At 69.5% G+C, this 20,832-nt stretch carries 21 protein-coding genes; 9 read left to right on the forward strand and 12 right to left on the reverse strand.

Going from position 1 to position 20,832, the window contains the following annotated elements:
* Positions 1-88 precede the first annotated feature (88 nt).
* Genes AC3A6X_RS25440 through AC3A6X_RS25465 form a run of 6 tightly spaced genes read right to left on the reverse strand, consistent with a single transcriptional unit; the run spans position 89 to position 7,777 of the window.
* Complete coding sequence (locus tag AC3A6X_RS25440) at positions 89-1,612, reverse strand: TolC family outer membrane protein (RefSeq protein WP_487844784.1); 1,524 nt, start codon at positions 1,610-1,612, stop codon at positions 89-91.
* Positions 1,613-1,634: 22 nt separating this feature from the next.
* Complete coding sequence (locus AC3A6X_RS25445) at positions 1,635-1,973, reverse strand: rhodanese-like domain-containing protein (protein ID WP_487844785.1); 339 nt, start codon at positions 1,971-1,973, stop codon at positions 1,635-1,637.
* Positions 1,973-2,656: a protein-L-isoaspartate O-methyltransferase family protein gene (locus AC3A6X_RS25450; protein WP_487844786.1), complete on the reverse strand. Its 684-nt coding sequence runs from the start codon at positions 2,654-2,656 to the stop codon at positions 1,973-1,975. Before AC3A6X_RS25450 ends, AC3A6X_RS25445 begins: the two co-directional genes overlap by 1 nt.
* Before the next feature lie 49 nt (positions 2,657-2,705).
* Positions 2,706-5,939: an efflux RND transporter permease subunit gene (locus AC3A6X_RS25455; protein ID WP_487844787.1), complete on the reverse strand. Its 3,234-nt coding sequence runs from the start codon at positions 5,937-5,939 to the stop codon at positions 2,706-2,708.
* Positions 5,940-5,951: 12 nt separating this feature from the next.
* Entirely contained in the window at positions 5,952-7,103 is a 1,152-nt protein-coding gene (locus tag AC3A6X_RS25460; RefSeq protein WP_487844788.1) for an efflux RND transporter periplasmic adaptor subunit, read from the reverse strand.
* A complete protein-coding gene (locus AC3A6X_RS25465; RefSeq protein WP_487844789.1) occupies positions 7,100-7,777 on the reverse strand; it encodes a TetR/AcrR family transcriptional regulator in 678 nt (225 codons plus the stop codon). The genes AC3A6X_RS25460 and AC3A6X_RS25465 overlap by 4 nt, the downstream gene beginning before the upstream one ends.
* A 106-nt stretch (positions 7,778-7,883) precedes the next feature.
* Between AC3A6X_RS25465 and msrA the strand changes: the two genes are divergently transcribed.
* From msrA to AC3A6X_RS25480, 3 genes are all read left to right on the forward strand, one after another.
* The gene (msrA, locus tag AC3A6X_RS25470; protein ID WP_487844790.1) at positions 7,884-8,438 is read left to right on the forward strand and encodes a peptide-methionine (S)-S-oxide reductase MsrA; all 555 of its coding nucleotides are present in this window, start codon (positions 7,884-7,886) and stop codon (positions 8,436-8,438) included.
* Between the two features lie 9 nt (positions 8,439-8,447).
* Positions 8,448-8,825: a hypothetical protein gene (locus tag AC3A6X_RS25475; RefSeq protein ID WP_487844791.1), complete on the forward strand. Its 378-nt coding sequence runs from the start codon at positions 8,448-8,450 to the stop codon at positions 8,823-8,825.
* A gap of 78 nt (positions 8,826-8,903) precedes the next feature.
* Positions 8,904-11,009 (forward strand): TonB-dependent receptor, encoded by a 2,106-nt coding sequence (locus AC3A6X_RS25480; RefSeq protein WP_487844792.1) that lies wholly within the window; start codon positions 8,904-8,906, stop codon positions 11,007-11,009.
* 30 nt (positions 11,010-11,039) lie between these two features.
* Here AC3A6X_RS25480 and AC3A6X_RS25485 read toward each other — a convergent pair whose 3' ends face one another.
* On the reverse strand, positions 11,040-12,050 hold the full coding sequence (locus tag AC3A6X_RS25485) for an aldo/keto reductase (RefSeq protein WP_487844793.1): 1,011 nt from the start codon (positions 12,048-12,050) through the stop codon (positions 11,040-11,042).
* A gap of 119 nt (positions 12,051-12,169) precedes the next feature.
* Here AC3A6X_RS25485 and AC3A6X_RS25490 point away from each other — a divergent pair, with 119 nt between their 5' ends.
* Positions 12,170-13,117: an AEC family transporter gene (locus tag AC3A6X_RS25490; RefSeq protein ID WP_487844794.1), complete on the forward strand. Its 948-nt coding sequence runs from the start codon at positions 12,170-12,172 to the stop codon at positions 13,115-13,117.
* 9 nt (positions 13,118-13,126) lie between these two features.
* Here AC3A6X_RS25490 and pdxH read toward each other — a convergent pair whose 3' ends face one another.
* Positions 13,127-13,774 carry a pyridoxamine 5'-phosphate oxidase gene (pdxH, locus tag AC3A6X_RS25495; protein WP_487844795.1) on the reverse strand — a complete coding sequence of 216 codons (648 nt, stop codon included), beginning with the start codon at positions 13,772-13,774 and terminating at the stop codon, positions 13,127-13,129.
* 42 nt (positions 13,775-13,816) lie between these two features.
* Here pdxH and AC3A6X_RS25500 point away from each other — a divergent pair, with 42 nt between their 5' ends.
* Complete coding sequence (locus tag AC3A6X_RS25500; RefSeq protein WP_487844796.1) at positions 13,817-14,371, forward strand: nucleotidyltransferase family protein; 555 nt, start codon at positions 13,817-13,819, stop codon at positions 14,369-14,371.
* A 40-nt stretch (positions 14,372-14,411) separates the two neighbouring features.
* Here the strand turns inward: AC3A6X_RS25500 and AC3A6X_RS25505 are convergent, their stop codons facing one another.
* Positions 14,412-14,951, reverse strand: a complete 540-nt coding sequence (locus tag AC3A6X_RS25505) for a superoxide dismutase family protein (RefSeq protein WP_487844797.1) — start codon at positions 14,949-14,951, stop codon at positions 14,412-14,414.
* 2 nt (positions 14,952-14,953) lie between these two features.
* Positions 14,954-15,616, reverse strand: a complete 663-nt coding sequence (locus tag AC3A6X_RS25510; protein ID WP_487844798.1) for a gamma-glutamylcyclotransferase — start codon at positions 15,614-15,616, stop codon at positions 14,954-14,956.
* 120 nt (positions 15,617-15,736) lie between these two features.
* Here AC3A6X_RS25510 and AC3A6X_RS25515 point away from each other — a divergent pair, with 120 nt between their 5' ends.
* The 4 genes from AC3A6X_RS25515 (at position 15,737) to AC3A6X_RS25530 (ending at position 19,582) form a co-directional block, all read left to right on the forward strand.
* Positions 15,737-16,270, forward strand: coding sequence for an OmpA family protein (locus tag AC3A6X_RS25515; RefSeq protein WP_487844799.1), 534 nt, complete (start codon positions 15,737-15,739; stop codon positions 16,268-16,270).
* A 116-nt stretch (positions 16,271-16,386) separates the two neighbouring features.
* On the forward strand, positions 16,387-18,225 hold the full coding sequence (edd, locus tag AC3A6X_RS25520) for a phosphogluconate dehydratase (protein WP_487844800.1): 1,839 nt from the start codon (positions 16,387-16,389) through the stop codon (positions 18,223-18,225).
* Positions 18,216-18,860, forward strand: a complete 645-nt coding sequence (gene eda / locus AC3A6X_RS25525; protein WP_487844801.1) for a bifunctional 4-hydroxy-2-oxoglutarate aldolase/2-dehydro-3-deoxy-phosphogluconate aldolase — start codon at positions 18,216-18,218, stop codon at positions 18,858-18,860. Before edd ends, eda begins: the two co-directional genes overlap by 10 nt.
* Complete coding sequence (locus AC3A6X_RS25530; RefSeq protein WP_487844802.1) at positions 18,857-19,582, forward strand: haloacid dehalogenase type II; 726 nt, start codon at positions 18,857-18,859, stop codon at positions 19,580-19,582. The genes eda and AC3A6X_RS25530 overlap by 4 nt, the downstream gene beginning before the upstream one ends.
* A gap of 113 nt (positions 19,583-19,695) precedes the next feature.
* Here AC3A6X_RS25530 and AC3A6X_RS25535 read toward each other — a convergent pair whose 3' ends face one another.
* Positions 19,696-20,277, reverse strand: coding sequence for a hypothetical protein (locus AC3A6X_RS25535; protein ID WP_487844803.1), 582 nt, complete (start codon positions 20,275-20,277; stop codon positions 19,696-19,698).
* Positions 20,278-20,400: 123 nt separating this feature from the next.
* Positions 20,401-20,811 carry a lactoylglutathione lyase gene (gloA, locus tag AC3A6X_RS25540; RefSeq protein WP_487844804.1) on the reverse strand — a complete coding sequence of 137 codons (411 nt, stop codon included), beginning with the start codon at positions 20,809-20,811 and terminating at the stop codon, positions 20,401-20,403.
* Positions 20,812-20,832: the final 21 nt, after the last annotated feature.

Here is a 20,832-nt window from a genome sequence, read left to right on the forward strand (position 1 = left end):
CCTTACTCCGATTCGGCGGCCGGGCGCAGCCGGGTCTTCGAGTCCCGGATCGACGTGGCGAAGGCTGCGTGGCCGCGCCGACCGAAGGCTATCGCGTCGGCGGCAGGATCACCGGCGGCGGAGGCGGCGAAGGCATCACCGGCGGTGGGGGCGTGAAGGGCGGCACCGGCACCGGCGGCACCACCGGGATCGCCGTCGGCGCGCCGGGCGGGCGCGTGCCCGGTACCGGCTGCGAGGCCGGTGGTTGCGGCGGCGTCAAGGTCATGTCCACCGCAGGCCGGCCGTCGGTGGCCAGCGTGCCGTTGATGGCGCGCAGGTCGTCCGGCGTCAGCGTGCCGTTGGCCTGGCGCAGCTTCAGGTTGCCCAGCAGCACGTTGTAGCGCGCCACTGCCAGGTCGCGCTTGGTCTGGTAGAGCTGGCTCTGCGAGTTGAGCACGTCGATGTTGATGCGCACGCCTACCTGGTAGCCCAGGCGGTTGGCGTCGAGCGCACTCTGGCTGGAGGACTCGGCGGCTTCCAGCGCCTTCACCTGGCCGGCGCCGGAGACCAGGCCCAGATAGGCCGCGCGCGTGGCCTGGGTCACGCTGCGGCGCGTCGATTCGAGCACCGATCGGGACTGCTCCTCCAGCGCCAGCGTTTCCTTCACCCGGTTCTCGATGGCGTAGCCCGCGAACAGCGGCATGCTGAAGGTCACGCCGATGGTCGCGGCGTTGATGCGCGACTTGGTCGTGGTGGTGCTGGTGCCCTGCGGGTTGTTGCTGACGTTGTAGCCCAGGTTGGCGTCGAGGGTGGGCTTGTGGCCGGCCTGCGCCTTCTCGACTTCGAGCGAGGCCACGTCGAGGCCGAGCCGCGCCTGGCGGATCGAGGGATGCACCTCCTCGGCCTGCGCCACCCAGGCGTTCATGTCGGCCGGGGCCACATCGGGCAGCAGCACCGGCGCGGCCAGCGGCACCGGCACGCTGCCGGGGCGGCCGACCAGCTGGTCGAGCGCGATCTTCTTGACCTGCAGGTCGTTCTCGGCCGCGATCTCCTGCGACACCACCAGGTCGAAGCGCGCCTGCGCCTCGCGCGTGTCGGTGATGGTCGAGGTGCCGACCTCGAAGTTGCGCTTGGCGGCGGCCAGCTGCTCGGCCACCGCGGCCTTCTGTGCGCGTACCAGCGACAGCGTGTCCTGCGCGGCCAGCACGTCGAAGTAGGCCTGGCTCACGCGCACCACCAGGTCCTGGTCGGCGATGGTGAGCACCGCCTGCGCGATGTCGACCTGGCGCTTGCCCTGCTCGTAGGTGGCCCAGTTCGCGGGGCGGTAGAGCGGCTGCGTCGCGTTGATGCCGGCGGTCTGGGTGTTGAAGCCGCGGTTGGCGCCGCCGGCAGGTGTGTTCACGTCCAGCTCGGTGTGCGAGGCGCCGGCCGACAGCCCGACGCTGGGCAGGATGCCGGCCTTGGCCTGGGCGGCGCGCGCCAGGCTGGCGTCGTACTGTGCCCGAGCGGCCTGGTAGGTCGCGTCGTAGCCGCGGGCCGAGTCGTAAAGGTCGATGAGGCTCTGGCCGTGCGCCGGCAGTGCGATCGCGGCGACGATGGCCGCCGTGAGGGGGAGAAGCCGGGGCACGGGCATGAAGGGTCCTTGATCTGCGGGGTCAGTAGCGTGGAACGGAGGTGTCGTGCTGTAGCGACCAGGCGTCGATGCCGCCGGCGACGTTCGCCACTTCGGCAAAGCCGTTCTGGGCGAGGAAGGCGGCCACGCGCTGGCTGCGCGCGCCGTGGTGGCACAGGCAGGCGATGCGCTGCGCCGGATCGAGCTCCGCGAGGCGCGCGGGGATCTCGTTCATCGGAATGGCGACCAGCGTGAAGCCCTGCGGCGTGACGCTCGCGGTCTGCCTTTCCCAGGGCTCGCGCACGTCGAGCAGCACCGGCGGTGCGGATGCGTCGAGCGCGAACCAGTCGGCCAACCGGCCCGGAGGGACCTGGTCGATCATCAGAAGGCGAAGCGCGAGGGCGCCGGGAAGTTGAGCAGGCGCGGCGCGACCGTGTCCCAGGGTTGCAGGATGTCCCACTTGCCTTCGCCCACGCGGGTGACGAAGTGGGCGCGCATCATCGGCTCGTCGCCCACGATGGCGGCGAGGCGGCCGCCCATCTTGAGCGAGCCCATCAGGCCCTGCGGCAGGCGCGCGACCGAGCCGCTGAGCACGATCACGTCGAAGGTCGGGCCGCTGGACAGCGGTACCGCGCCGTCGGCCTGGCGCACCTCGACGTTGTGGACGCCGTTGCGCCGCAGGTTCTCGGCGGCCACCGCCGCGAGGCCGGGGTCGATCTCCAGCGTCAGCACCTGCGCGGCGCGATGCGCCAGCAGCGCGGCCATGAAGCCGGAGCCGGTGCCGATCTCGAGCACCGTCTCGTGCTTCTTCACGTGCAGGTCCTGCAGCATGCGGGCCTCGACCTTGGGCGAGAGCATGCACTGGCCGGGCTCCTTGCGGGTGGCGCCTTCCAGCGGGATCTCCATGTCGAAGAAGGCCAGGCTGCGATGCGCCTTGGGCACGTAGTCCTCGCGCCGGATCTGCGCGAGCAGGTCCAGGATCTCGAGGTCCAGCACATCCCAGGGGCGGATCTGCTGTTCGATCATGTTGAAGCGCAGGCGCTCCAGGTCGTGGGTGGCGTTCATGGGGTGTTCCTCGTGCCGATCGGGTGTGTGGGGGGTGTAGGGGGTCGATTCAAGACAAACTTTCGATTTTAGGGGCCAGCCTTTTCGTGTCCGTGCCCTGCGCCGGCTTCTTCTCGCCGCGCCAGGTGCGCCTCGCCCATTGGGCAAGATCGTCCATGTAGCAATAGACGACCGGCACCACCACCAGGGTCAGCAGCGAGGAGGTGATCACCCCGCCGATCACGGCCTGGCCCATGGGCGCGCGCTGCTCCGAGCCCTCGCTGAGCGCAAAGGCCAGCGGCACCATGCCGAAGATCATGGCCAGCGTGGTCATGAGGATGGGGCGCAGCCGCACGCGGGCGGCCAGCAGCAGGGCCTCGGCCCGCGGCAGGCCGGGCGTGGTGCTGCCGTCGGCCGCCAGCACGGGTTCGCGCGCGCGGATGGCGAAGTCCACCAGCAGGATCGCGTTCTTGGTCACCAGGCCCATCAGCATCACGATGCCGATGATCGAGAACATCGAGAGCGTGGAGCCGAACATCATCAGCGCCAGCACCACGCCGATGAGCGTGAGCGGCAGCGCCGTCATCAGCGCCAGCGGCTGCAGGAAGCTCTTGAACTGGCTGGCCAGGATCATGTAGATGAAGATGATCGCCAGCGCCAGCGCCGACACCGCGTAGCCGAAGGACTCCTGCATGTTCTTGGTCGAGCCGCTGAACTGCCAGCCGTAGCCCGGCGGGAAGGCGATGCCGGCCAGCGCCTGGCGGATGTCGGCCGAGACCTCGCCCGCGGAGCGGTTGGCGACGTTGGCGTTGATGCTGACCTCGCGCGCCAGCGCGCGCCGGTTGATCTGGTTGGGCCCGGTCGCTTCGCGCACCTCGGCCACCTGCTGCAGGCGCACGATGCGGCTGGAGCCGTCGGCGTTGGCGCCCATGGCCGTGCTGACGAAGGGCAGGCGCGCCAGGTCGGCCGGCGAATTGCGCACTTCGGGCGCGAGGCGCACGTTGACGTCGTAGGTCTGGTCGTCCGGCGCGCGCCAATTGCCCACCGTGGTGCCGGCCACCAGGGTGCGCAGGGCAGCGGCGATGGGGGCCACGCCCAGGCCCAGGTCGGAGGCGGCGTCGCGCCGCAGCACCACGTTCACGGTCGGCTTGTTGGGCTTCTGGCTGGAGTCGAGGTCGACCAGGCCGGGGATGGGGCGGATGGCCTCCATCACCCGCTGCGTGAGCCGCTCCAGCTCCTGCAGGTCGGGGCCCTGCAGCGAGAACTCGATCTGCTTGTTGCCGCCCACCGAGTCGCGTAGGCCCACGTGGGTGACGGTGATGCCGGGCACGGTGCGCAGGCGCTCGCGCAGCACCGTCGACATCTGGTCCACGCTGCGGCTGCGCTCCTTGCGGTCGACCAGTCGCACGTAGATGCTCGCGTAGATCTTGCCCTGCGCGTCGCCGGTGTTGATGGTGCTGAGGGTGTAGCGCACCTCGGGCATCTCACGCAGGATGCCTTCGACCTGGCGGGCCTTGGCCTCGGTGACTTCCAGCGAGGAGCCGACCGGGGTGTAGAAGCTGATGGTGGTTTCGGAGTAGTCGGCCTTCGGCACGAACTCGGTGCCCAAGAGCGGGACCATCGTCACGCTGAGGACGAAGATGCCCACGGCCGCGAACACGGTCGCGAGGCGGTGCGCGAGCGACCAGCGCAGGATGGACTGGTAGCCCGCGCCGAGGCGATCGGTCGCGCGGTCGAACCAGCCGGTGACGCGGCCGATGGTCTTGTCGTAGAGGCCGGCTTTGCGCTGCCCGTGCTGCCCCTGCGTGTGGATCGAAGGGTCGTGCCACACGCTCGACAGCATCGGGTCCAGCGTGAAGCTCACGAACATCGAGATCAGCACCGCGGCCACGATGGTGATGCCGAACTCGTGGAAGAACTTGCCGATGATGCCTGCCATGAAGCCGATGGGCAGGAACACCGCGACGATGGACAGCGTGGTCGCCAGCACCGCCAGGCCGATCTCCTGCGTGCCGTCGAGTGCGGCGGTGTAGGGCGCCTTGCCCATCTGCACGTGGCGCACGATGTTCTCGCGCACCACGATGGCGTCGTCGATCAAGAGACCCACGCACAGCGACAGCGCCATCAGCGTCACCATGTTGATGGTGAAGCCGAACATGGCCATGAACCAGAAGGTGCCGATCAGCGCGATGGGCAGCGTGAGGCCGGTGATCACGGTCGAGCGCCACGAGTTGAGGAAGAGGAAGACGATCAGCACCGTGAGCAGTGCTCCCTCGATCAGCGTCTTGCGCACGTTGTCCACCGCAACGCGGATCGGGCGCGAGGCGTCGCCGATGGGCTCCAGCTTCATGCCCGGCGGCAGCTGCGGGCCGATGTCCGTCAGCGCCTTGCGCAGGCCGTCCACCACCTGGATGGTGTTCTCGTCCTGCGCCTTCTGCACCGACAGCAGCAGGGTGCGCTGGCCGTTGTAGAGGGCGAGGCTGTCGATCTCCTGCGCGCCGTCGCGCACGCTGGCCACCTGGTCGATGCGGATCGGCGCGCCGCCCTTGCGCGCGAGGATGATGCGGCCGAAGTCCTCGGGTCGCTCCATGCGCGCGTCGATCTGCACCACGCGCTCCTGCTCGAGCGAGCGCACCGAGCCCACCGGCAGCGCCTGGTTCTCGCTGCGCACCGCCTCCACCACCTGCTGCGCGCTGACGCCGAAGGCCTCCATGGCCTGCGGGTTGAGGTAGATGTTGATCTCGCGCTTGGTGCCGCCCACCAGGGTGACCGAGCCGACGCCGCGCACGTTTTCCAGGCGCTTCTTCAAAACCTGGTCGGCCCAGTTGGTGAGTTCCACGGCGCTGGGCTGGGTGCCCTTCCCCCCGTCCGGCAACACGGCCACCGACCACACCGGCCGCGAAGCCGGATCGAAGCGCAGCACGCGCGGCTCCTTCACTTCGTCGCGGAACAGCGGCCGCACCGCCGCCACCTTCTCGCGCACGTCGTCGGCCGCCTTGCGCCCGTCCACGTAGAGCTGGAACTCGATGATCACCACCGACTGGCCCTCGTAGCTGCGCGAGGTGAGGGCGTTGATGCCGGCGATCGAGTTGACGCCTTCCTCCACCTTCTTGGTCACCTCGCTCTCGACGATCTCGGGCGAGGCGCCGGGGTATTCGGTGATCACCACCACCACCGGGAAGTCGATGTTGGGGAACTGGTCGACCTGCAGCCGCTGGTACGAGAAGATGCCCAGCACCACCAGCGCCAGCATCAACATGGTCGCGAAGACCGGGTTCTTCAGGCTGACGCGGGTGAACCACATGGCTGTGCGGCCTCAGGGGGCCGTGGCCGGTGCGAGGCGCACGGCGGTGCCTTCGCGCAGCGGGCCGACGCTGCCGGCCACCACCACCGCGCCCTCGTCGACGCCCTGGACCGTGACCAGCGTCTGGCCACCGACCTGGCCGCGCGCGCCGGTCTTGACCTGGCGGTGTGCGATGCGTCCCTCGATCACCATCTGCACATAGGGCGCGGGCTTGTCGATGCGCACCGCCGACAGCGGCAGCGCCAGCGCCTCGGTGCGCCCGACGTCCAGCGTGCCCTGCGCGAACAGGCCCTGGCGGAAGCCGTCGCTGCGGTCCAGCCGCAGGTAGACCAGGACGCTGCGGCTGCCGGCCTGCGCGCTCGGGTTGACGCGCACCACGCTGGCGCCCACGCTGCGCTCGGCGCCTGCGGGGGCGAGCCCGCCGCTGCCTTCGATCTGCAGCGCCGCGCGCTGGCCCACCCGCACCGCGACCGAGTCGGCCGCAGACATCGTGGCCTCGACCTCGATGCGGCTCAGGTCCACCACCTCGATCACCCGCGCATCGACCGAGACGCGCTCGCCGTTCTGCGCGAGGCGCTGTGCCACCTGGCCGTCGATCGGGCTGGTCAGCACGGTGTCGCTGAGCGACTTGTGCGCCATCTCCACCGCCGCGAGCGCCGCGCGGTGCGTGGAGCGCGCCGCATTGAGGTTCGACTGCGAGGTGTCGAGAGCCGTACGGGAGATGAAGCCCTGGTCCACCAGCGCCTTGTTGTTGTCGTAGGTGCGCTGCGCGACCTCGGCCTGGGCGCGGGCGCTCTCGGCCTGTTCCTGGGCCTGGCGCACGCGCGAGTGGTATTCGGTCGGCTCGATGCGGGCGATCACCTGGCCGGCTTTCACCCTGTCGCCTTCGCGCACCGTGAGGCCCACCAGCTCGCCGGGCACCCGCGCCTTGACCAGTGCCCAGTCGACGGCCCGCAGCGTTCCCGAGACCGCCAGCGTCTGTGCCAGCTCGCGCTTCGCCGCGCGCACCACGTCGGCGGGTGCGAGCTGCACCACCGTCTCGACCGGCGCGGTCGAGGCGGCCGCGGCCTGCTGCGCGCGGCGCGCCTCGAGTGCGCGCAGCACGCCTGCGGCGAGAAGCACCAGGGCCAGCGCCACGGCGGCCCATTTCAAAGCGCGTTTCATGTGCCCGCCTTCGGCGGCATGCTGAGGCCGTGCAGCACGGTCTCGGCCTGGATCTCGAGATATTTCTCGGGGTCGATCTCGGACTGGCCGTCGACGCAGATCATGGCCGAGTGCTTCCACAGCATCAAGAAGATCATCGGCGCGATCACGGCGTAGATCGCGTGGTCGACGTCGACCGGCGCGAACTCGCCGCTGTCGATGCCACGGCGGATGATGCGCCGCAGGAGCGTATGCCCGGGCCGCACCACCTCCTGGCGATAGAACTCGGCGAGTTCGGGGAAGTTGCGGCCCTCGCTCAGCATCAGCTTGGTCAGGCCGGAGGCCTTGGTCGAGCCCACGCGCTCCCACCAGATGCGCATGCAGTAGCGCAGCATGTCGCAGGTGCTGCCCTCGAAGGCCTCGAATTCGGCGTTCCACTCGGTGAAGCGGCCGGACAGGTTCTCGACCACCACCGCCTTGAAGAGCTCTTCCTTGCTCGGGAAATAGAGAAACAGCGTGCCCTTGGAGACCCCGGCGCGCGCCGCCACTTCCTCGGCCCGGGTGGCGGCGAAGCCCTTGTCGACGAACAGGTCCAGGGCCGCTTCCAGCAGCTCTCCGGGGCGCGCCTCCTTGCGGCGCTCGCGCTTGGCGCGCTCGGGCAGGAACTTGTCGCTGATGAAGCGGGAGGCGGGCATCGATTTCTTAATGACTGACGGGTTAGTAATGTAGTGAGCGCGCCCGGACCCGTCAACCCGCGACAATGCGGGGTTCGCCAATTTCGACCCCATCCGGAGAGATTCCATGTCCACGCCATCACCGAATACCGAGACCATCGTGCTGGGCGGCGGCTGCTTCTGGTGTACGGAAGCGGTCTTCGACCGCGTGCAGGGCGTGCTGGACGTCGAGTCCGGCTACAGCAACGGCGAGACCGTCAATCCCAGCTACGAGCAGGTCTGCACGGGCCGCACCGGCCATGCCGAGGTGGTGAAGCTGGTCTTCGATCCGGCGCAGATCACGCTGCGCGAGATCCTGGAAATCTTCTTCGTGGTGCATGATCCGACCACGCCCAACCGCCAGGGCAACGACGTGGGCACGCAGTACCGCAGCGGCATCTACTACGGCGACGATGCGCAGAAGCAGGTGGCCGAGGCAGTGATCCGCGAGATCGAGGCGAGCAAGACCTACCGTTCGCCGGTCGTGACCGAGGTCGCGCCGCTGGCCAACTACTCGGCGGCCGAGGCCTACCACCAGGACTATTTCCTGAACAACCCGAACCAGGGCTATTGCTCCTTCGTGGTCGGGCCCAAGGTCGAGAAGTTTCAGAAGACCTTCGCTTCCAGGCTCAAGAAGGCCTGAGCTTCATCCATGCGTCTCGCGTCCCGTCCCGCCCAGGCCCGCGCACTGCTGTGCGTGCTGGCCTTCGCGCTCTGGTTCGCGACCACGCTGGGGCTTTTGCACCGGACGATCCATGGCCATGCGGCCGCGCAGGCGCAGGCCGTCGCCGTGGTCGATGAGGGCCAGGCGGACCATGCCGCCCATGGCCTCTCGGCACTCTTCGGCGCGCACAGCGACGCCGACTGCCGGCTCTACGACCAACTGTCCCACGGCCCGGCCGCGCTCTGCGTGCCGGCCCTGGTGCTGCCGGCCCTGCTGCCGGCCGCCACCTTCCTGTACCTCGAGGGCGAGGCACTCGCCCGCTGGGTCGCGCTTTTCGACGCGCGTGGCCCGCCTTCCGCTCGCTGAATCCGGCTTTTCGACCGAGCTGCTGCGCCTGCCTTGCGGGCCGCGGCCGGCCTTTCATCGATTCAACGAGTGTTCAACATGTCATCCCATTTCGCGCGCAATGCCGTCGGCCTTGCCGTTCTTTCCCTCGTGTCCTGCCTTGCCTGGGCGCAATCCGATAGCTCCGCCACGACCGGCGGCGCCGCGCTGCCCGAAGTCACCGTCACCGGCAACCCGCTGGGCGCCAGCGATCTGATCGCGCCCACCACCTCGGTGTCGGGCCAGCAACTGCTGCTGCGCGCCCAGCCCACCCTGGGCGAGACGCTGAACAACCTGCCCGGCGTCAGCAGCACCTACTTCGGCCCCAACGCGAGCCGGCCCACGATCCGCGGCCAGGATGGCGACCGCATCCGCATCCTGCAGAACGGCGGCGCGGCGCCCGATGCGTCGGCACTGAGCTACGACCACGCGGTGCCGGTCGATGCGCTGGTGACCGAGCGCATCGAGGTGCTGCGCGGGCCTTCGGCCCTGCAGTACGGCGGCAGCGCGGTCGGCGGCGTGGTCAACGTGATCGACAACCGCATCCCCAGCGAGCCGCTGGAAGGCTTCGGCGGCCGCGTCGATGCCGGCTATGCCACGGGCAGCCGCGAGAAGAGCGGCGGCGTCGTGCTCGAAGGCGGCAACGACCGCTATGCGCTGCATGTCGACGCCTTCAGCCGCGACGCGGACGACACCAAGGTGCCCATCGAGCTCAACTGCGAGAACCCGCGCCGGCCCGGGCTGGCGCGCAGGATCTGCAACTCGGCCAACCGGGCCGATGGCGGCGCGATCGGCGGCACGCTGTTCTTCGACCAGGGCTGGATCGGCGCCTCGGCCAGCACCTACCGCAGCAACTACGGCACGGTGGCCGAGGACGACGTCACCATCGACATGAAGTCCGACCGCTATGCGCTCGAGGGCGAATGGCGGCCAGGCGGCTTCTTCACCAGCATCCACGGCAAGTTCAGCTACACCGACTACCGGCACACCGAGTTCGAAGGCCAGGAGCCCGGCACCACCTTCGCCAACAAGAGCCACGACTTCCGCCTCGAGGCACGGCACCGCAAGATTGCGGGCCTGGAGGGCGTGATCGGCTTCAGCAGCGAGACCGGCCGCTTCTCGGCCGACGGCGAGGAGGCCTTCGCGCCGCACAGCCGCACGCGCTCTAACGCGCTGTTCCTGCACGAGGAACTGGGCACCTCGTGGGGCCGCCTGAGCTTCGGTGCGCGCACCGAGCAGGTGAAGGTGACGTCCCTCGGTTCGTCCGATCCGGACATCACGCGCTTCGCGGTCGGCGAGCGCGACTTCCATCCGCACAGCGCAGCGCTGGGCGCGCTGGTCAACCTGACGCCCCAGTGGCAGCTGACCTCGAACCTGGCCTACACCGAGCGCGCGCCCAAGGACTACGAGCTCTTCGCCAACGGGCCGCACGTGGCGACCGCGGCGTGGGAGCTGGGCAATCCCGACCTGCAGAAGGAGAAGTCGGTGGGCTTCGACCTCGGGGCGCAATGGAAGTCCGGCGCCAACAACGCGCGCGTCAACGGGTACGTCACGCGCTTTCGCAACTACATCGGCCTCGAGGCCTCGGGCAATGTGCGCGACAGCGAGGGCAACATCAACCCGGGCCCGGTGGAAACCGCGGAGGGCCTGGTGTTCCCCGACGTGGTAGACGAGTACGTCTACCGCGGCGTGCGCGCCCGCTTCACCGGCCTCGAGGCCAGCGGCAACCTGCGGCTGCTGGGCACCGACGGCTTCGCGAAGATGGCCGACGACTCCACGCTGGACCTGCAATGGCGCGGCGACCTGGTGCGCGCGAAGAACACCGACACCGGCCAGCCGTTGCCGCGCATCGCGCCGGCGCGCGTGGGGGCCACGCTGGCCTACGGCAACGGCCCGTGGACCGCGCGCCTGGGCTTCGACTACTACGCAGCGCAGCGCCGCGTGCCCAGCATCGGCGCGCGTCCGACCGATGCCTTCACCTTGTGGAACGCGGCCATCACCTACCGCATGAAGGTGCAACGCGCGAGCCTCACCTGGTATGCGCGCATCGACAACCTGACGAACAAGCTGGCCTACAGCGCGAGCTCGATCCTCACCACCACGGCCTTCCCGGACGCGCCCTTGCCCGGGCGCAGCCTGAAGGTGGGGCTGCGGGCGAGCTTCTGATCGAGGCCCGCGGGCGCATCGCGCTGTTCTTCAGCGCGGCGCGTCGCCCTTGCGGTACTCGGCGGTCAACTCGTCGAGCCGCTGCTTGAGGGCAGGGTCCAGCGCATAGCCGGCCGCAGCGATCGTTGCGTCGAGCTGCTCCGGCCGGCTCGCGCCGAGCAGCGGTGCGGTGATGAGCGGATTGGCCATCACCCAGGCCACCGCCAGCGTCGCGAGCGGCACGCCGGCCTCGTCGGCCAGCGCGTGCAACTGCGCGACGGTCGCGAAGCTGCGTTCGTTCCAGTAGCGGTCCTGGTACATCGAGCCGGCCGTGCCGAGCGTGAAGCGCGTGTTGTCCGCCGGCCTGGCGCCGGCCTTGTACTTGCCCGTGAGCAGCCCGCCCGCGAGCGGGTTGTAGGGGATCACGCCCAGGCCTTCCTCGCCGGCCAGCGGCAGCAGCTCGCGCTCGATCTCGCGGAACAAGAGGCTGTAGCGCGGCTGCACGCACACCAGGCGCGTGAGCTTGTGCAGCTCCGCCACGCCGATGGCGCGCGCCAGCCGGTAGGCCAGGAAGTTCGACACGCCGATGTAGCGGGCGCGGCCCGAGCGGACGATGGTGTCGAGCGCTTCCAGGCTCTCGTCGAGGGGCGTCGCGCGGTCGTCGCTGTGCAGCTGGTAGAGGTCGACGTGATCGGTCTGCAGGCGCGCGAGCGAGGCATCGATGGCATCGAGCAGGTGCTTGCGCGAGGCGCCCTGGTCCCAGGGATTGGGGCCGACCTTGCCGACCGCCTTGGTCGCGATGACGAAGCGCCGGCGCGCGCCCGGGCCCTTCGATTGCAGCCAGCGGCCGATGATCTCCTCGGTGCGGCCGGTGGTCTCGACGGTGCCGCCGAGCGGATAGACGTCGGCGGTGTCGAGGAAGTTGATGCCGGCCTCGGTCGCCTTGTCGAGGACCTGGAACGAGACCGCCTCGTCGGTCTGCAGGCCGAAGGTCATGGTGCCGAGGGCGAGGCGCGAGACGGTGAGGCCGGTGCGGCCGAGGCGCGTGGTGGGGATGCTCATGGATGGGTCCTGAGGGGAGGGACGGGAGGGGAGCGGGCCATCATAGTCAGGCGCGCAGGAACGTGCAGGGGCTGCTGCCGACCGGCGTCGCGCATCTAGCCGCCTGTATGCTCCGCGCGGTGAATTCATCGGTCCTCTCCTCGCTCGTGCCTGTGGTCTTGCTCATCGGCGCGGGCTTCCTGGCAGGGCGGCGGGGCTGGGTCACCGGCGGCGCGGTGCGCGACCTCTCCAACCTGATCTTCCTGCTGCTGGCGCCCGCGCTGCTCTTTCGCACCATGAGCACGGTTCACGTGGAGCAGCTGAAGCTGGGGCCGGTGGCCGCCTACTTCCTCGCAGCCGGGCTGATCTTCGCGGCCACGCTCGTGGTGCGCGGCTTCAACCGCACTGCGGCCGTGATCGCGCTGGCCAACACCTTCAGCAACACCGTGATGATCGGCATCCCGCTGATCGGCCTGGCCTTCGGTCCCGAGGGCATGGTGGTGGTGCTGACGCTGATCTCGCTGCATTCGCTGGTGCTGCTGACCAGCGCCACCCTGGTGCTGGAGCTGGCGGTGGCGCGCGAGCAGGCGCGCCGGCCCGGCGGCGAGCGCACGCCGATCCTGCGCACGCTGGGGCGCGCCTTCTACAACGCCATCGTCCATCCGGTGCCGCTGCCGATCATCGTGGGCTTGCTGTTCGCGCAGACCGGCCTGACCTTGCCCGAGTCCGTCGACAAGCCCATCGCCTGGCTGGGCCAGGCCTTCGGCCCGATCGCGCTGGTGATGGTGGGCATCACGCTGGCGTCCACGGCCATCGGCCATCAATGGCGCGCGGCGCTGACGCAGGCGCTGATCAAGAACCTCGCGCACCCGGCGCTGGTCGCGTTGCTGGGCTGGCTGCTGGGCCTGCGCGGTTTGCCGCTGCAGGTGATGGTGGTGGCCGCGGCGCTGCCGATCGGCGCCAACGTCTTCCTCTTCTCGCAGCGCTACAAGACCGCGGAGGATCTGGTGACGGCGAGCGTGGCGGTGTCGACGGCGCTGGCGCTGGTCACGGTGTCGGTCGTGATGGCGCTGGTGGGGTCGCTTTGATGTGTTCGTTCAAGGCGCCAACCGCTCGCGCACCCACGCCCCATCCTCGCGCCGGTAGCGCAGCCGGTCATGCAGCCGGCTCTTGCGCCCCTGCCAGAACTCCCAGCGGTCGGGCACCAGCCGCAAGCCGCCCCAGTGCGGCGGCCGCGGCGGCGAGAGCAGGTACTTGGCGGCGAGGATGGCGGCGTTCTTCACCAGTACGTCGCGCCCGCTGATGACCTGGCTCTGCGGGCTGGCCCAGGCGCCGACGCGCGAATCGAGGGGGCGGCTGGCGTAGTAGGCATCGCTCTCGGCTTCGTCGACCTTGCCGACGCGGCCCTCGATGCGCACCACGCGCTCCAGCTCGACCCAGTGGAACTGCAGCGCGGCCCAGGGGTTGCCCGCGAGCTCCTGCCCCTTGCGGCTGTCGTAGTTGGTGTACCAGACGATGCCGCGCGCGTCGTAGCCCTTGATCAGCACGATGCGGGTCGAGGGCCGCAGGTCGCCGCCGACGGTGGCCAGCGTCATCGCGTTCGGCTCGGGCAGCTGGGCGTCGATGGCCTCGGCGAGCCAGCGCTCGAACTGCATCAGCGGGTCGGGCGCGCTGCTCGTCTCGTCCAGCTCGGCGCGCTCGTAGCTCTTGCGCAGCGCGGCCAGGGTGTCGTTGAGGGAACTCATGAGGCGCATTGTTGCGCAGGCGCGGCCGTGGATACTGCGGGGATGGAATTGCCGCCACCCACCGTGATCGTCCTTGCCTCCGGCCGCGGAGAGCGCTTTCTCGCGTCCGGCGGCACGGCGCACAAGCTGTCGGCCCTGCTGGGCGGGCGGCCGGTGCTCGAGCACACGCTGGCGGCCGTGCGCGAGAGCGGGCTGCCATGGCACCTGGAGGACGTGGGCCATCCGGGCATGGGCGATTCCATCGCGGCGGCCGTTCGTGCGACGGCGGATGCGGGCGGCTGGCTGATCCTGCCGGCAGACCTTCCGCTGGTACAGGCGGCGACGATGCGGCGCATCGCCCTGGCCTTGTCGCAATGGCAGGCGGTGCAGCCGGTGCACGCGGGAGCGCGCGGCCATCCGGTGGGCTTCGCGGCATCGAACGGTGCGGCGCTCATGGCGCTGGCGGGGCCCGTGGGGGCAGCGTCCGTGCTGCGCGCCTTGCGGGCGATGAATGCGGTGGGGGAGGTGGAGGTGGACGATGCCGGCGTGGTGACGGACATCGATACGCTCGAAGACCTCGCGCGGGCGGAGGCGTTGCTGCTGTCGCGCCGCGCCTAGCTGTCTTGCTCCCTCTCCCGCTTGCGGGAGAGGGGGTAAATCAGCGCCGCGTGATCAGCGCGCAGGCGACGCGCGGCCCCGAATTGCCGGCCGGCTGCGAGGTGAAGTCGTCGCGGTCGCGGTGCACGACGAGCGCCCGGCCGACCACGTTGTTGGCGGCACCGTCGGTCAGCGAGATCGAATGCACGTCGACGCTGAAGCGCGCCGTGCCGCTCGCATCGGCCACCAGGCTGGGCAACTCGCCGGCGTGGCTGCCGGGCGCGCCGAACTTGCCGTGGGTGCCGCCCGCGGGATTGAAGTGGCCGCCGGCCGCATTGCCGTTGTCGCCGCAGTCGCCCTTCTCGTGGATGTGGAAGCCGTGCTCCGTGCCCGGCGCGAAGCCGCGCACCTCGCCGGCCACGCGCACGCCGTGGTCCAGCGCGGTGAAGGTCACGTTGCCCACGGTCGGGTTCGGCGAGATCGCCCCGGTCGGCGCCAGGCTGGCGCTGGCGCTCGCCTTGCCCCCCAGGGTGCCGCAGCTGGCCAGAAGGCTGGTTGCTGCCACGACGGCCAGGGCGGGGACGATGAGGCGAGGGGACATGGCTACTCCTTGGATGAAGAATGAGATGAACGAGCCGCAGGATATACCGGAGCCGCTGCGTCGCTGCAATCGGAAGACTCCGACAACCCGGCCTCTGCGAGCCTGACCAGCCGCGCCAGCGCCGCGTCATGGATCGAGTGGCGCCGCAGTTCCAGCAGCGTTTGCTGCGCGTAGTCCAGCGAGCTGCCGTAGCGGCCGACCGCACTGGAGAAGATGTGGCGATAGCGCTCGTCGTCGAGGTTGCCGGTGAAGTTGGGACTGCGCCGCGACAGGGTGAAGGCCAGGGCGCGCACGGAGCCGTGCGGAGTCGCGCAGTCGAGCCACCTGGGGTCGTAGACGCCGGTGGGCATCTCGCGCAGCCAGAGCCGGCCCAGCGTCTCCAGGCCGTCGGCGGCCGGCACGCGGAACACCATCCCGCGGCAGCTGCCGCCCGAGAGCAGGCCGAACACCAGGCCGGGGTTCTCGACCGTGCCGCGGTTGATGCGGCTCCACATCTTGAGCGCCCGGTGCCAGCCGTGGACCCGCGCCGGATGCCGCTCGATGAAGCCGAACTCGGGACGCCAGATCAGCGAGCCGTAGCCGAACACCCACAGGTCCTCGTGGCCGCCCCATTCCTCGATCACACGGTCGAGCATCGGTTTCGGGTCGCGCAAGGGCGTCGGCATGGGGTCCAATCCGGGTGGGCCAGGGTTGCCTGCGGGCTGCAACGCAGCCGCGCCTAGAATTTCGCGGTCATGGTTCACCGCACCATTATTTACCGACCCCTCAGCTACGGAGATCGACCGATGTCATCAGTCGCCGACGACGAGAGCCAGCAGAACTTCATTCTTGCCTTCGTGCTGGGGCTGATTGCCCTGGTGATCCTGCTCGTGATCGGCATCGCGGTCTACAGCCACAACCACAAGGACAAGGCGCGTACGGCTACGGCCGCTGCGCCGGCCACGGTCGTGGCGGTGGTGACCGAGACCGTGTCGGTGGTGATCCCCGACGGCGCGAGCATCCGCGTGGTGGGCGACACGGTGAACTTCTATTTCGCCACCGCCAGCGCCGACCTGGCCCCGCGCGCTGCCGAGGCGCTGGCCGCGGTCATCAAGGGCGTGGAGGGCGGCCGCAAGGCGGTGGTCTCGGGCTTCCACGACACCACCGGCGACCCGGCCCTCAACGAGCAGCTCGCGCAGAAGCGCGCGGAGATGGTGCGGGACGTGCTCACCGGCCTGGGCGTGCCGGCCGCGAAGATCGACCTGCAGAAGCCGGCCGTGACCACCGGTTCGGGCACCGATGCGCAGGCGCGGCGCGTCGAAGTCAAGCTGGTCGGCTGAAGGCGACAGCGCCACGCAGATATAGGCCCGGCGTGTCCGGGCTTTTTCATTCGGGCTTGTTACCATCGCCCTTCGGGCCGCGCGTCCGCTGCGGCCTCCGGCAGAGCGACATACCCATGACCCCACACCCTACCGTCCGCGAGGTCACCGAGCGCATCCGTGCGCGCAGCCGTGACCTGCGAAGCGCCTACCTCCAACGCCTCACCGAGATCCGCCAGCGCGACCGCGGCTCCGACCGCATGGGCTGCGCCAACGTGGCGCATGCCGTGGCCGGCATCCCGGCCAGCGACAAATTCAAGGTGGTGAGCGAGCGCGCGCCCAACATCGGCATCGTCACCGCCTACAACGACATGCTCTCGGCCCACGCGCCGTACCAGGGCTACCCCGACATCGTGAAGCACGAGGCGCGCCGCCTCGGCGCCACCGCGCAGGTGGCGGGCGGCGTGCCGGCGATGTGCGACGGCGTCACCCAGGGCACGCCCGGCATGGAGCTGAGCCTGTTCAGCCGCGACGTGATCGCGATGGGCACGGCGGTGGCGCTGACGCACGATATGTTCGATGCGGCACTGCTGCTCGGCGTGTGCGACAAGATCGTCCCGGGCCTGCTGATCGGCGCGCTGCACTTCGGGCACCTGCCCACCGTCTTCGTGCCCGCGGGCCCGATGCCCTCGGGCCTGTCGAACAGCGCCAAGGCCAAGGTGCGCGAGCAGGCGGCGCAGGGTCTGGTCGGCCGCCAGGGCCTGCTCGATGCGGAGATGCAGGCCTACCACGCGCAGGGCACCTGCACCTTCTACGGCACCGCCAACAGCAACCAGATGCTGCTGGAGGCGATGGGCCTGCATGTGCCGGGCACCGCCTTCATCCAGCCCGGCGACGCCATGCGCGAGGCGCTCACGCGCGAAGCCGTGCGCACGGTGCTGGGGCGCGCGGCCGACAAGCCATACGCCATGCCGCCGATCGGCGAGATGGTGGACGAGCGCTGCATCGTCAACGCCATGGCCGCGCTGCTGGCCACCGGCGGCTCGACCAACCACCTGATCCACTGGGTCGCGGTCGCGCGCTCGGCGGGCATCCTGATCGACTGGAACGACTTCTCCGAGCTCTCCGAGGTGGTGCCGCTGCTGACGCGCGTCTACCCCAACGGCAGCGCCGACGTCAACGAGTTCCAGGCCGCGGGCGGCCCCGGCTTCGTGATCGGCGAACTGCTCGACGCCGGCCTGATGCATGGCGACGTGCTCACGGTGCGTGCCGGCGGCCTGCGCGAGTTCGCGAACATCCCGAGCCTGACCGGCGCGCCGTCCGAGGAACACGTGCTCGAGTGGCACGCCGCCGCGCCCTCGAAGAACGAGGCCGTGGCGCGCCCGGCCTCCGCGCCCTTCAGCGCCACGGGCGGGCTGAAGCTGCTGGCCGGCAACCTGGGCCGCAGCGTGATCAAGGTCTCCTCGGTGCCGGACGACCGGCACGTGATCGAAGCGCCGGCGCGCGTCTTCGACTCGCAAGGCGCGCTGCAGCAGGCCTTCAATGCCGGCGAGCTGGAGCGCGACGTGGTCTGCGTGGTGCGCTGGCAGGGCCCGCAGGCCAACGGCATGCCCGAGCTGCACAAGCTCACGCCGCCGCTGTCGGTGCTGCAGGGCAAGGGCTTCCGCGTGGCGCTGGTGACCGATGGCCGCATGAGCGGCGCCTCGGGCAAGGTGCCGGCCGCGATCCATGTCTCGCCCGAGGCGGCGGCCGGCGGCCCGCTGGCCAAGGTGCGCGACGGCGACCTGATCCGCCTCGATGCCGTGGCCGGCACGCTGGCGGTGCTGCTGCCCGCCGACGAGTGGGCCGAGAGAGAAACCGCGACCATGCCCGACGCGCAGCGCAGCGACAACGGCCACGGCCTGGGTCGCGACCTGTTCGCCGGCATGCGCCGCAATGCTTTGACTGCCGAAGAAGGAGCCTGCACATGGCTGTAGAAACCAAGACCATCACCGCCATCGAGGTGATGCGCGATGCGCCCGTGATCCCCGTGATCGTGCTGCACGACGTCAAGGACGCGGTGCCGCTGGCGCGCGCGCTGGTGGCCGGCGGCATCCGCATGCTCGAGGTGACCTTGCGCACGCGCGAGGCCCTCGAATGCATCGAGATCATCGCCAAGGAAGTGCCCGATGCCGTGCCCGGCGCCGGTACTATCCGCAGCGCCGCCGATGCCCAGGCCTCGGCGCTGGCCGGCGCCAGGTTCGGCGTGAGTCCGGGCTACACGCGTGCCGTGGGCAAGGCCTGCCACGACCTCGGCCTGCCCTTGCTGCCCGGCGTGGCGACCGGCAGCGAGATCATGACGGCGCAGGAGGACGGCTTCACCGAGCTCAAGTTCTTTCCGGCCGTGCAGGCCGGCGGCATCGCCATGCTCAAGGCCTGGCAAGGGCCTTTCGGCGACGTGAAGTTCTGCCCCACGGGCGGCGTCACCGCGGCCAATGCGCCCGAGTTCCTGTCGCTCGCCAACGTGGCCTGCGTGGGTGGGTCGTGGATCGTGCCCACCGATGCGATTGCTGCAGGCGACTGGGCCCGCATCGAGGCGCTGGCACGCGAGGCCAGCCAGCTGGCGCGATGAACGGCGACTTCGATCCGGGCGAGCTCAAGGTCATCGCCTTCGACGTCTTCGGCACCGTGGTCGACTGGTACAGCGGCATTGCCGCCGAGGCCGAGCGCCTGTTGCCCGGCGTCGACGGCAGCGCTTTTGCGCTGGCCTGGCGCGCCGGCTACCAGCCGGCGATGAAGAGCGTGATGGAGCGGCTGGCGGCGGGCGAGGGCGGCTTCACGCTGCTGGACGAGCTGCACATGGGCATCCTCGAAGGCGTGCTGCGCGACTTCGGCATCCGTGAACTCGACGCGGCGCGCAAGCGCGAGCTCAACAAGGCCTGGCACCGGCTGCCGGCCTGGCCCGATGCGGTCGAAGGGCTGGCGCGGCTCAAGCGCAAGTACATCATCTGCACGCTGTCGAACGGCAACATCGGGTTGCTGACGGAAATGGCCAAGAACGCCGGCCTGCCCTGGGACTGCGTGCTGTCGGCCGAGGTCTTCAAGGCCTACAAGCCCGACCCGCGCACCTACCTCGGCGTGGCGGCGGTGTTCGACGTGACGCCCAGCCAGGTCATGCTGGCGGCGGCGCATCACGACGACCTGGCCGCGGCGCGCACTTGCGGCCTGCGCACCGGCTACATCGAGCGGCCGCTGGAGTTCGGGCCGGATCGGCCCAAGGACGTCTCGCCGCGTGCCGACAACACGCTGCATGCGCGCGACATCGGGGCGCTGGCGGATCTGCTGGGCTGCTGAGGCCGCCTTGGCGACTCAGCGGAGGCGTTCGCGTCAGCCGCATTTCGAGCGGCCGAGCGGACCTCTGCGCTGTAGGCGGCGGACCCGTGCAGGCTCGATGAAACGGCGTCGTATCAGTCGTCGCTGTCTTTCGGCTGCGGCATTTCAGCCAACACATCCACGCGAATTTCGCGGGGATTGATGATCGTGTTGATAGGGGCTGCGTCCACCTTTCGCACGACCTGAACGGACGCGGAGTGAGGAACATCCGTGAGGTCGAGAACGGGTCCCGCGAACGCATCGACCACCAGGCTCTCGAGAGAGGGCAGGGCACGCAGCCACCGCGGCATCGCCTCGAGACCAGGTGGCAACTGCGCGACTTTCACCGGATTATTCTGCAGCTCCGCGGCGGCGTTCAGCGATTCGATCAATTTGATGGGCAATTTCATGCAGGCCGCTGTGGCATGGTTGCCGAAATTCAGCTTGCCTGGCAAGTCGTCTCTTCCATCCGATTGCCCGTCGGATCTCTCCTGGCGCTTGACCAATGCTGCCAGGACGCACTTCGTGACATGCACGCGATCGAGTTCGGCATCCCCAGGTTCTCTCGTCCACTCCCCTATGAACTCGCCCATTTTTTTGTTCAATGATGTCAGATGCTCTGCATGCGTCTTTTGTCGCATCGACTCCTTAAGGTTGAGCTCTTGCTTTTCTGTCATCTGTGGCTTTGACAGTGACGACGGCGAACCTTGAATGTGCATTGTGGGTACTCCCTTTGTGACGCGCCAAATCGGCGCGGCCGGGAGCATATCCGATGCCGAGCGGGATCAATCTTCGAGGCGTCAACGCAGCCCTGCGCCACCGGCCTCGCTGGCACGCTGGATCAATTCGATCTTGTACCCATCCGGATCCGTCACGAACGCGATCACCGTGCTGCCGCCCTTCACCGGCCCGGGCTCGCGCGTGACGTTGCCGCCCGCGGCCCTGATCTTGTCGCAAGCCGCGTAGGCGTCGGGCACGCCCAGCGCGATGTGGCCGTAGGCCGTGCCCAGCTCGTAGGTGTCGGTGCCCCAGTTGTAGGTCAGCTCGATCTCGGCCTGGGCCGGGTTGCCCTCGTAGCCGACGAAGGCCAGGCTGTACTTGTACTCGGGGTTCTCGGAGGTGCGCAGCAGCTGCATGCCGAGCACGCGGGTGTAGAAGTCGATCGAGCGCTGCAGGTCGCCGACGCGCAGCATGGTGTGGAGGAGTCGCATGTCGTGGGATGTGGAGGGTTG

The sequence above is a fragment of the Variovorax sp. Soil_C_12 genome (assembly GCF_057657375.1).

Excerpts from the sequence above, each read along its gene's own strand:
- AC3A6X_RS25530 (WP_487844802.1), top strand. The coding sequence starts at position 18,857 with ATGAACGGCGACTTCGATCCGGGCGAGCTCAAGGTCATCGCCTTCGAC.
- AC3A6X_RS25450 (WP_487844786.1), bottom strand. The coding sequence starts at position 2,656 with ATGAACGCCACCCACGACCTGGAGCGCCTGCGCTTCAACATGATCGAA.
- AC3A6X_RS25475 (WP_487844791.1), top strand. The coding sequence starts at position 8,448 with ATGCGTCTCGCGTCCCGTCCCGCCCAGGCCCGCGCACTGCTGTGCGTG.
- AC3A6X_RS25485 (WP_487844793.1), bottom strand. The coding sequence starts at position 12,050 with ATGAGCATCCCCACCACGCGCCTCGGCCGCACCGGCCTCACCGTCTCG.
- AC3A6X_RS25455 (WP_487844787.1), bottom strand. The coding sequence starts at position 5,939 with ATGTGGTTCACCCGCGTCAGCCTGAAGAACCCGGTCTTCGCGACCATG.
- AC3A6X_RS25515 (WP_487844799.1), top strand. The coding sequence starts at position 15,737 with ATGTCATCAGTCGCCGACGACGAGAGCCAGCAGAACTTCATTCTTGCC.
- AC3A6X_RS25500 (WP_487844796.1), top strand. The coding sequence starts at position 13,817 with ATGGAATTGCCGCCACCCACCGTGATCGTCCTTGCCTCCGGCCGCGGA.
- AC3A6X_RS25460 (WP_487844788.1), bottom strand. The coding sequence starts at position 7,103 with ATGAAACGCGCTTTGAAATGGGCCGCCGTGGCGCTGGCCCTGGTGCTT.
- pdxH (WP_487844795.1), bottom strand. The coding sequence starts at position 13,774 with ATGAGTTCCCTCAACGACACCCTGGCCGCGCTGCGCAAGAGCTACGAG.
- AC3A6X_RS25465 (WP_487844789.1), bottom strand. The coding sequence starts at position 7,777 with ATGCCCGCCTCCCGCTTCATCAGCGACAAGTTCCTGCCCGAGCGCGCC.
- AC3A6X_RS25535 (WP_487844803.1), bottom strand. The coding sequence starts at position 20,277 with ATGACAGAAAAGCAAGAGCTCAACCTTAAGGAGTCGATGCGACAAAAG.
- edd (WP_487844800.1), top strand. The coding sequence starts at position 16,387 with ATGACCCCACACCCTACCGTCCGCGAGGTCACCGAGCGCATCCGTGCG.
- msrA (WP_487844790.1), top strand. The coding sequence starts at position 7,884 with ATGTCCACGCCATCACCGAATACCGAGACCATCGTGCTGGGCGGCGGC.
- AC3A6X_RS25445 (WP_487844785.1), bottom strand. The coding sequence starts at position 1,973 with ATGATCGACCAGGTCCCTCCGGGCCGGTTGGCCGACTGGTTCGCGCTC.
- AC3A6X_RS25440 (WP_487844784.1), bottom strand. The coding sequence starts at position 1,612 with ATGCCCGTGCCCCGGCTTCTCCCCCTCACGGCGGCCATCGTCGCCGCG.
- AC3A6X_RS25505 (WP_487844797.1), bottom strand. The coding sequence starts at position 14,951 with ATGTCCCCTCGCCTCATCGTCCCCGCCCTGGCCGTCGTGGCAGCAACC.
- eda (WP_487844801.1), top strand. The coding sequence starts at position 18,216 with ATGGCTGTAGAAACCAAGACCATCACCGCCATCGAGGTGATGCGCGAT.
- AC3A6X_RS25510 (WP_487844798.1), bottom strand. The coding sequence starts at position 15,616 with ATGCCGACGCCCTTGCGCGACCCGAAACCGATGCTCGACCGTGTGATC.
- AC3A6X_RS25480 (WP_487844792.1), top strand. The coding sequence starts at position 8,904 with ATGTCATCCCATTTCGCGCGCAATGCCGTCGGCCTTGCCGTTCTTTCC.
- gloA (WP_487844804.1), bottom strand. The coding sequence starts at position 20,811 with ATGCGACTCCTCCACACCATGCTGCGCGTCGGCGACCTGCAGCGCTCG.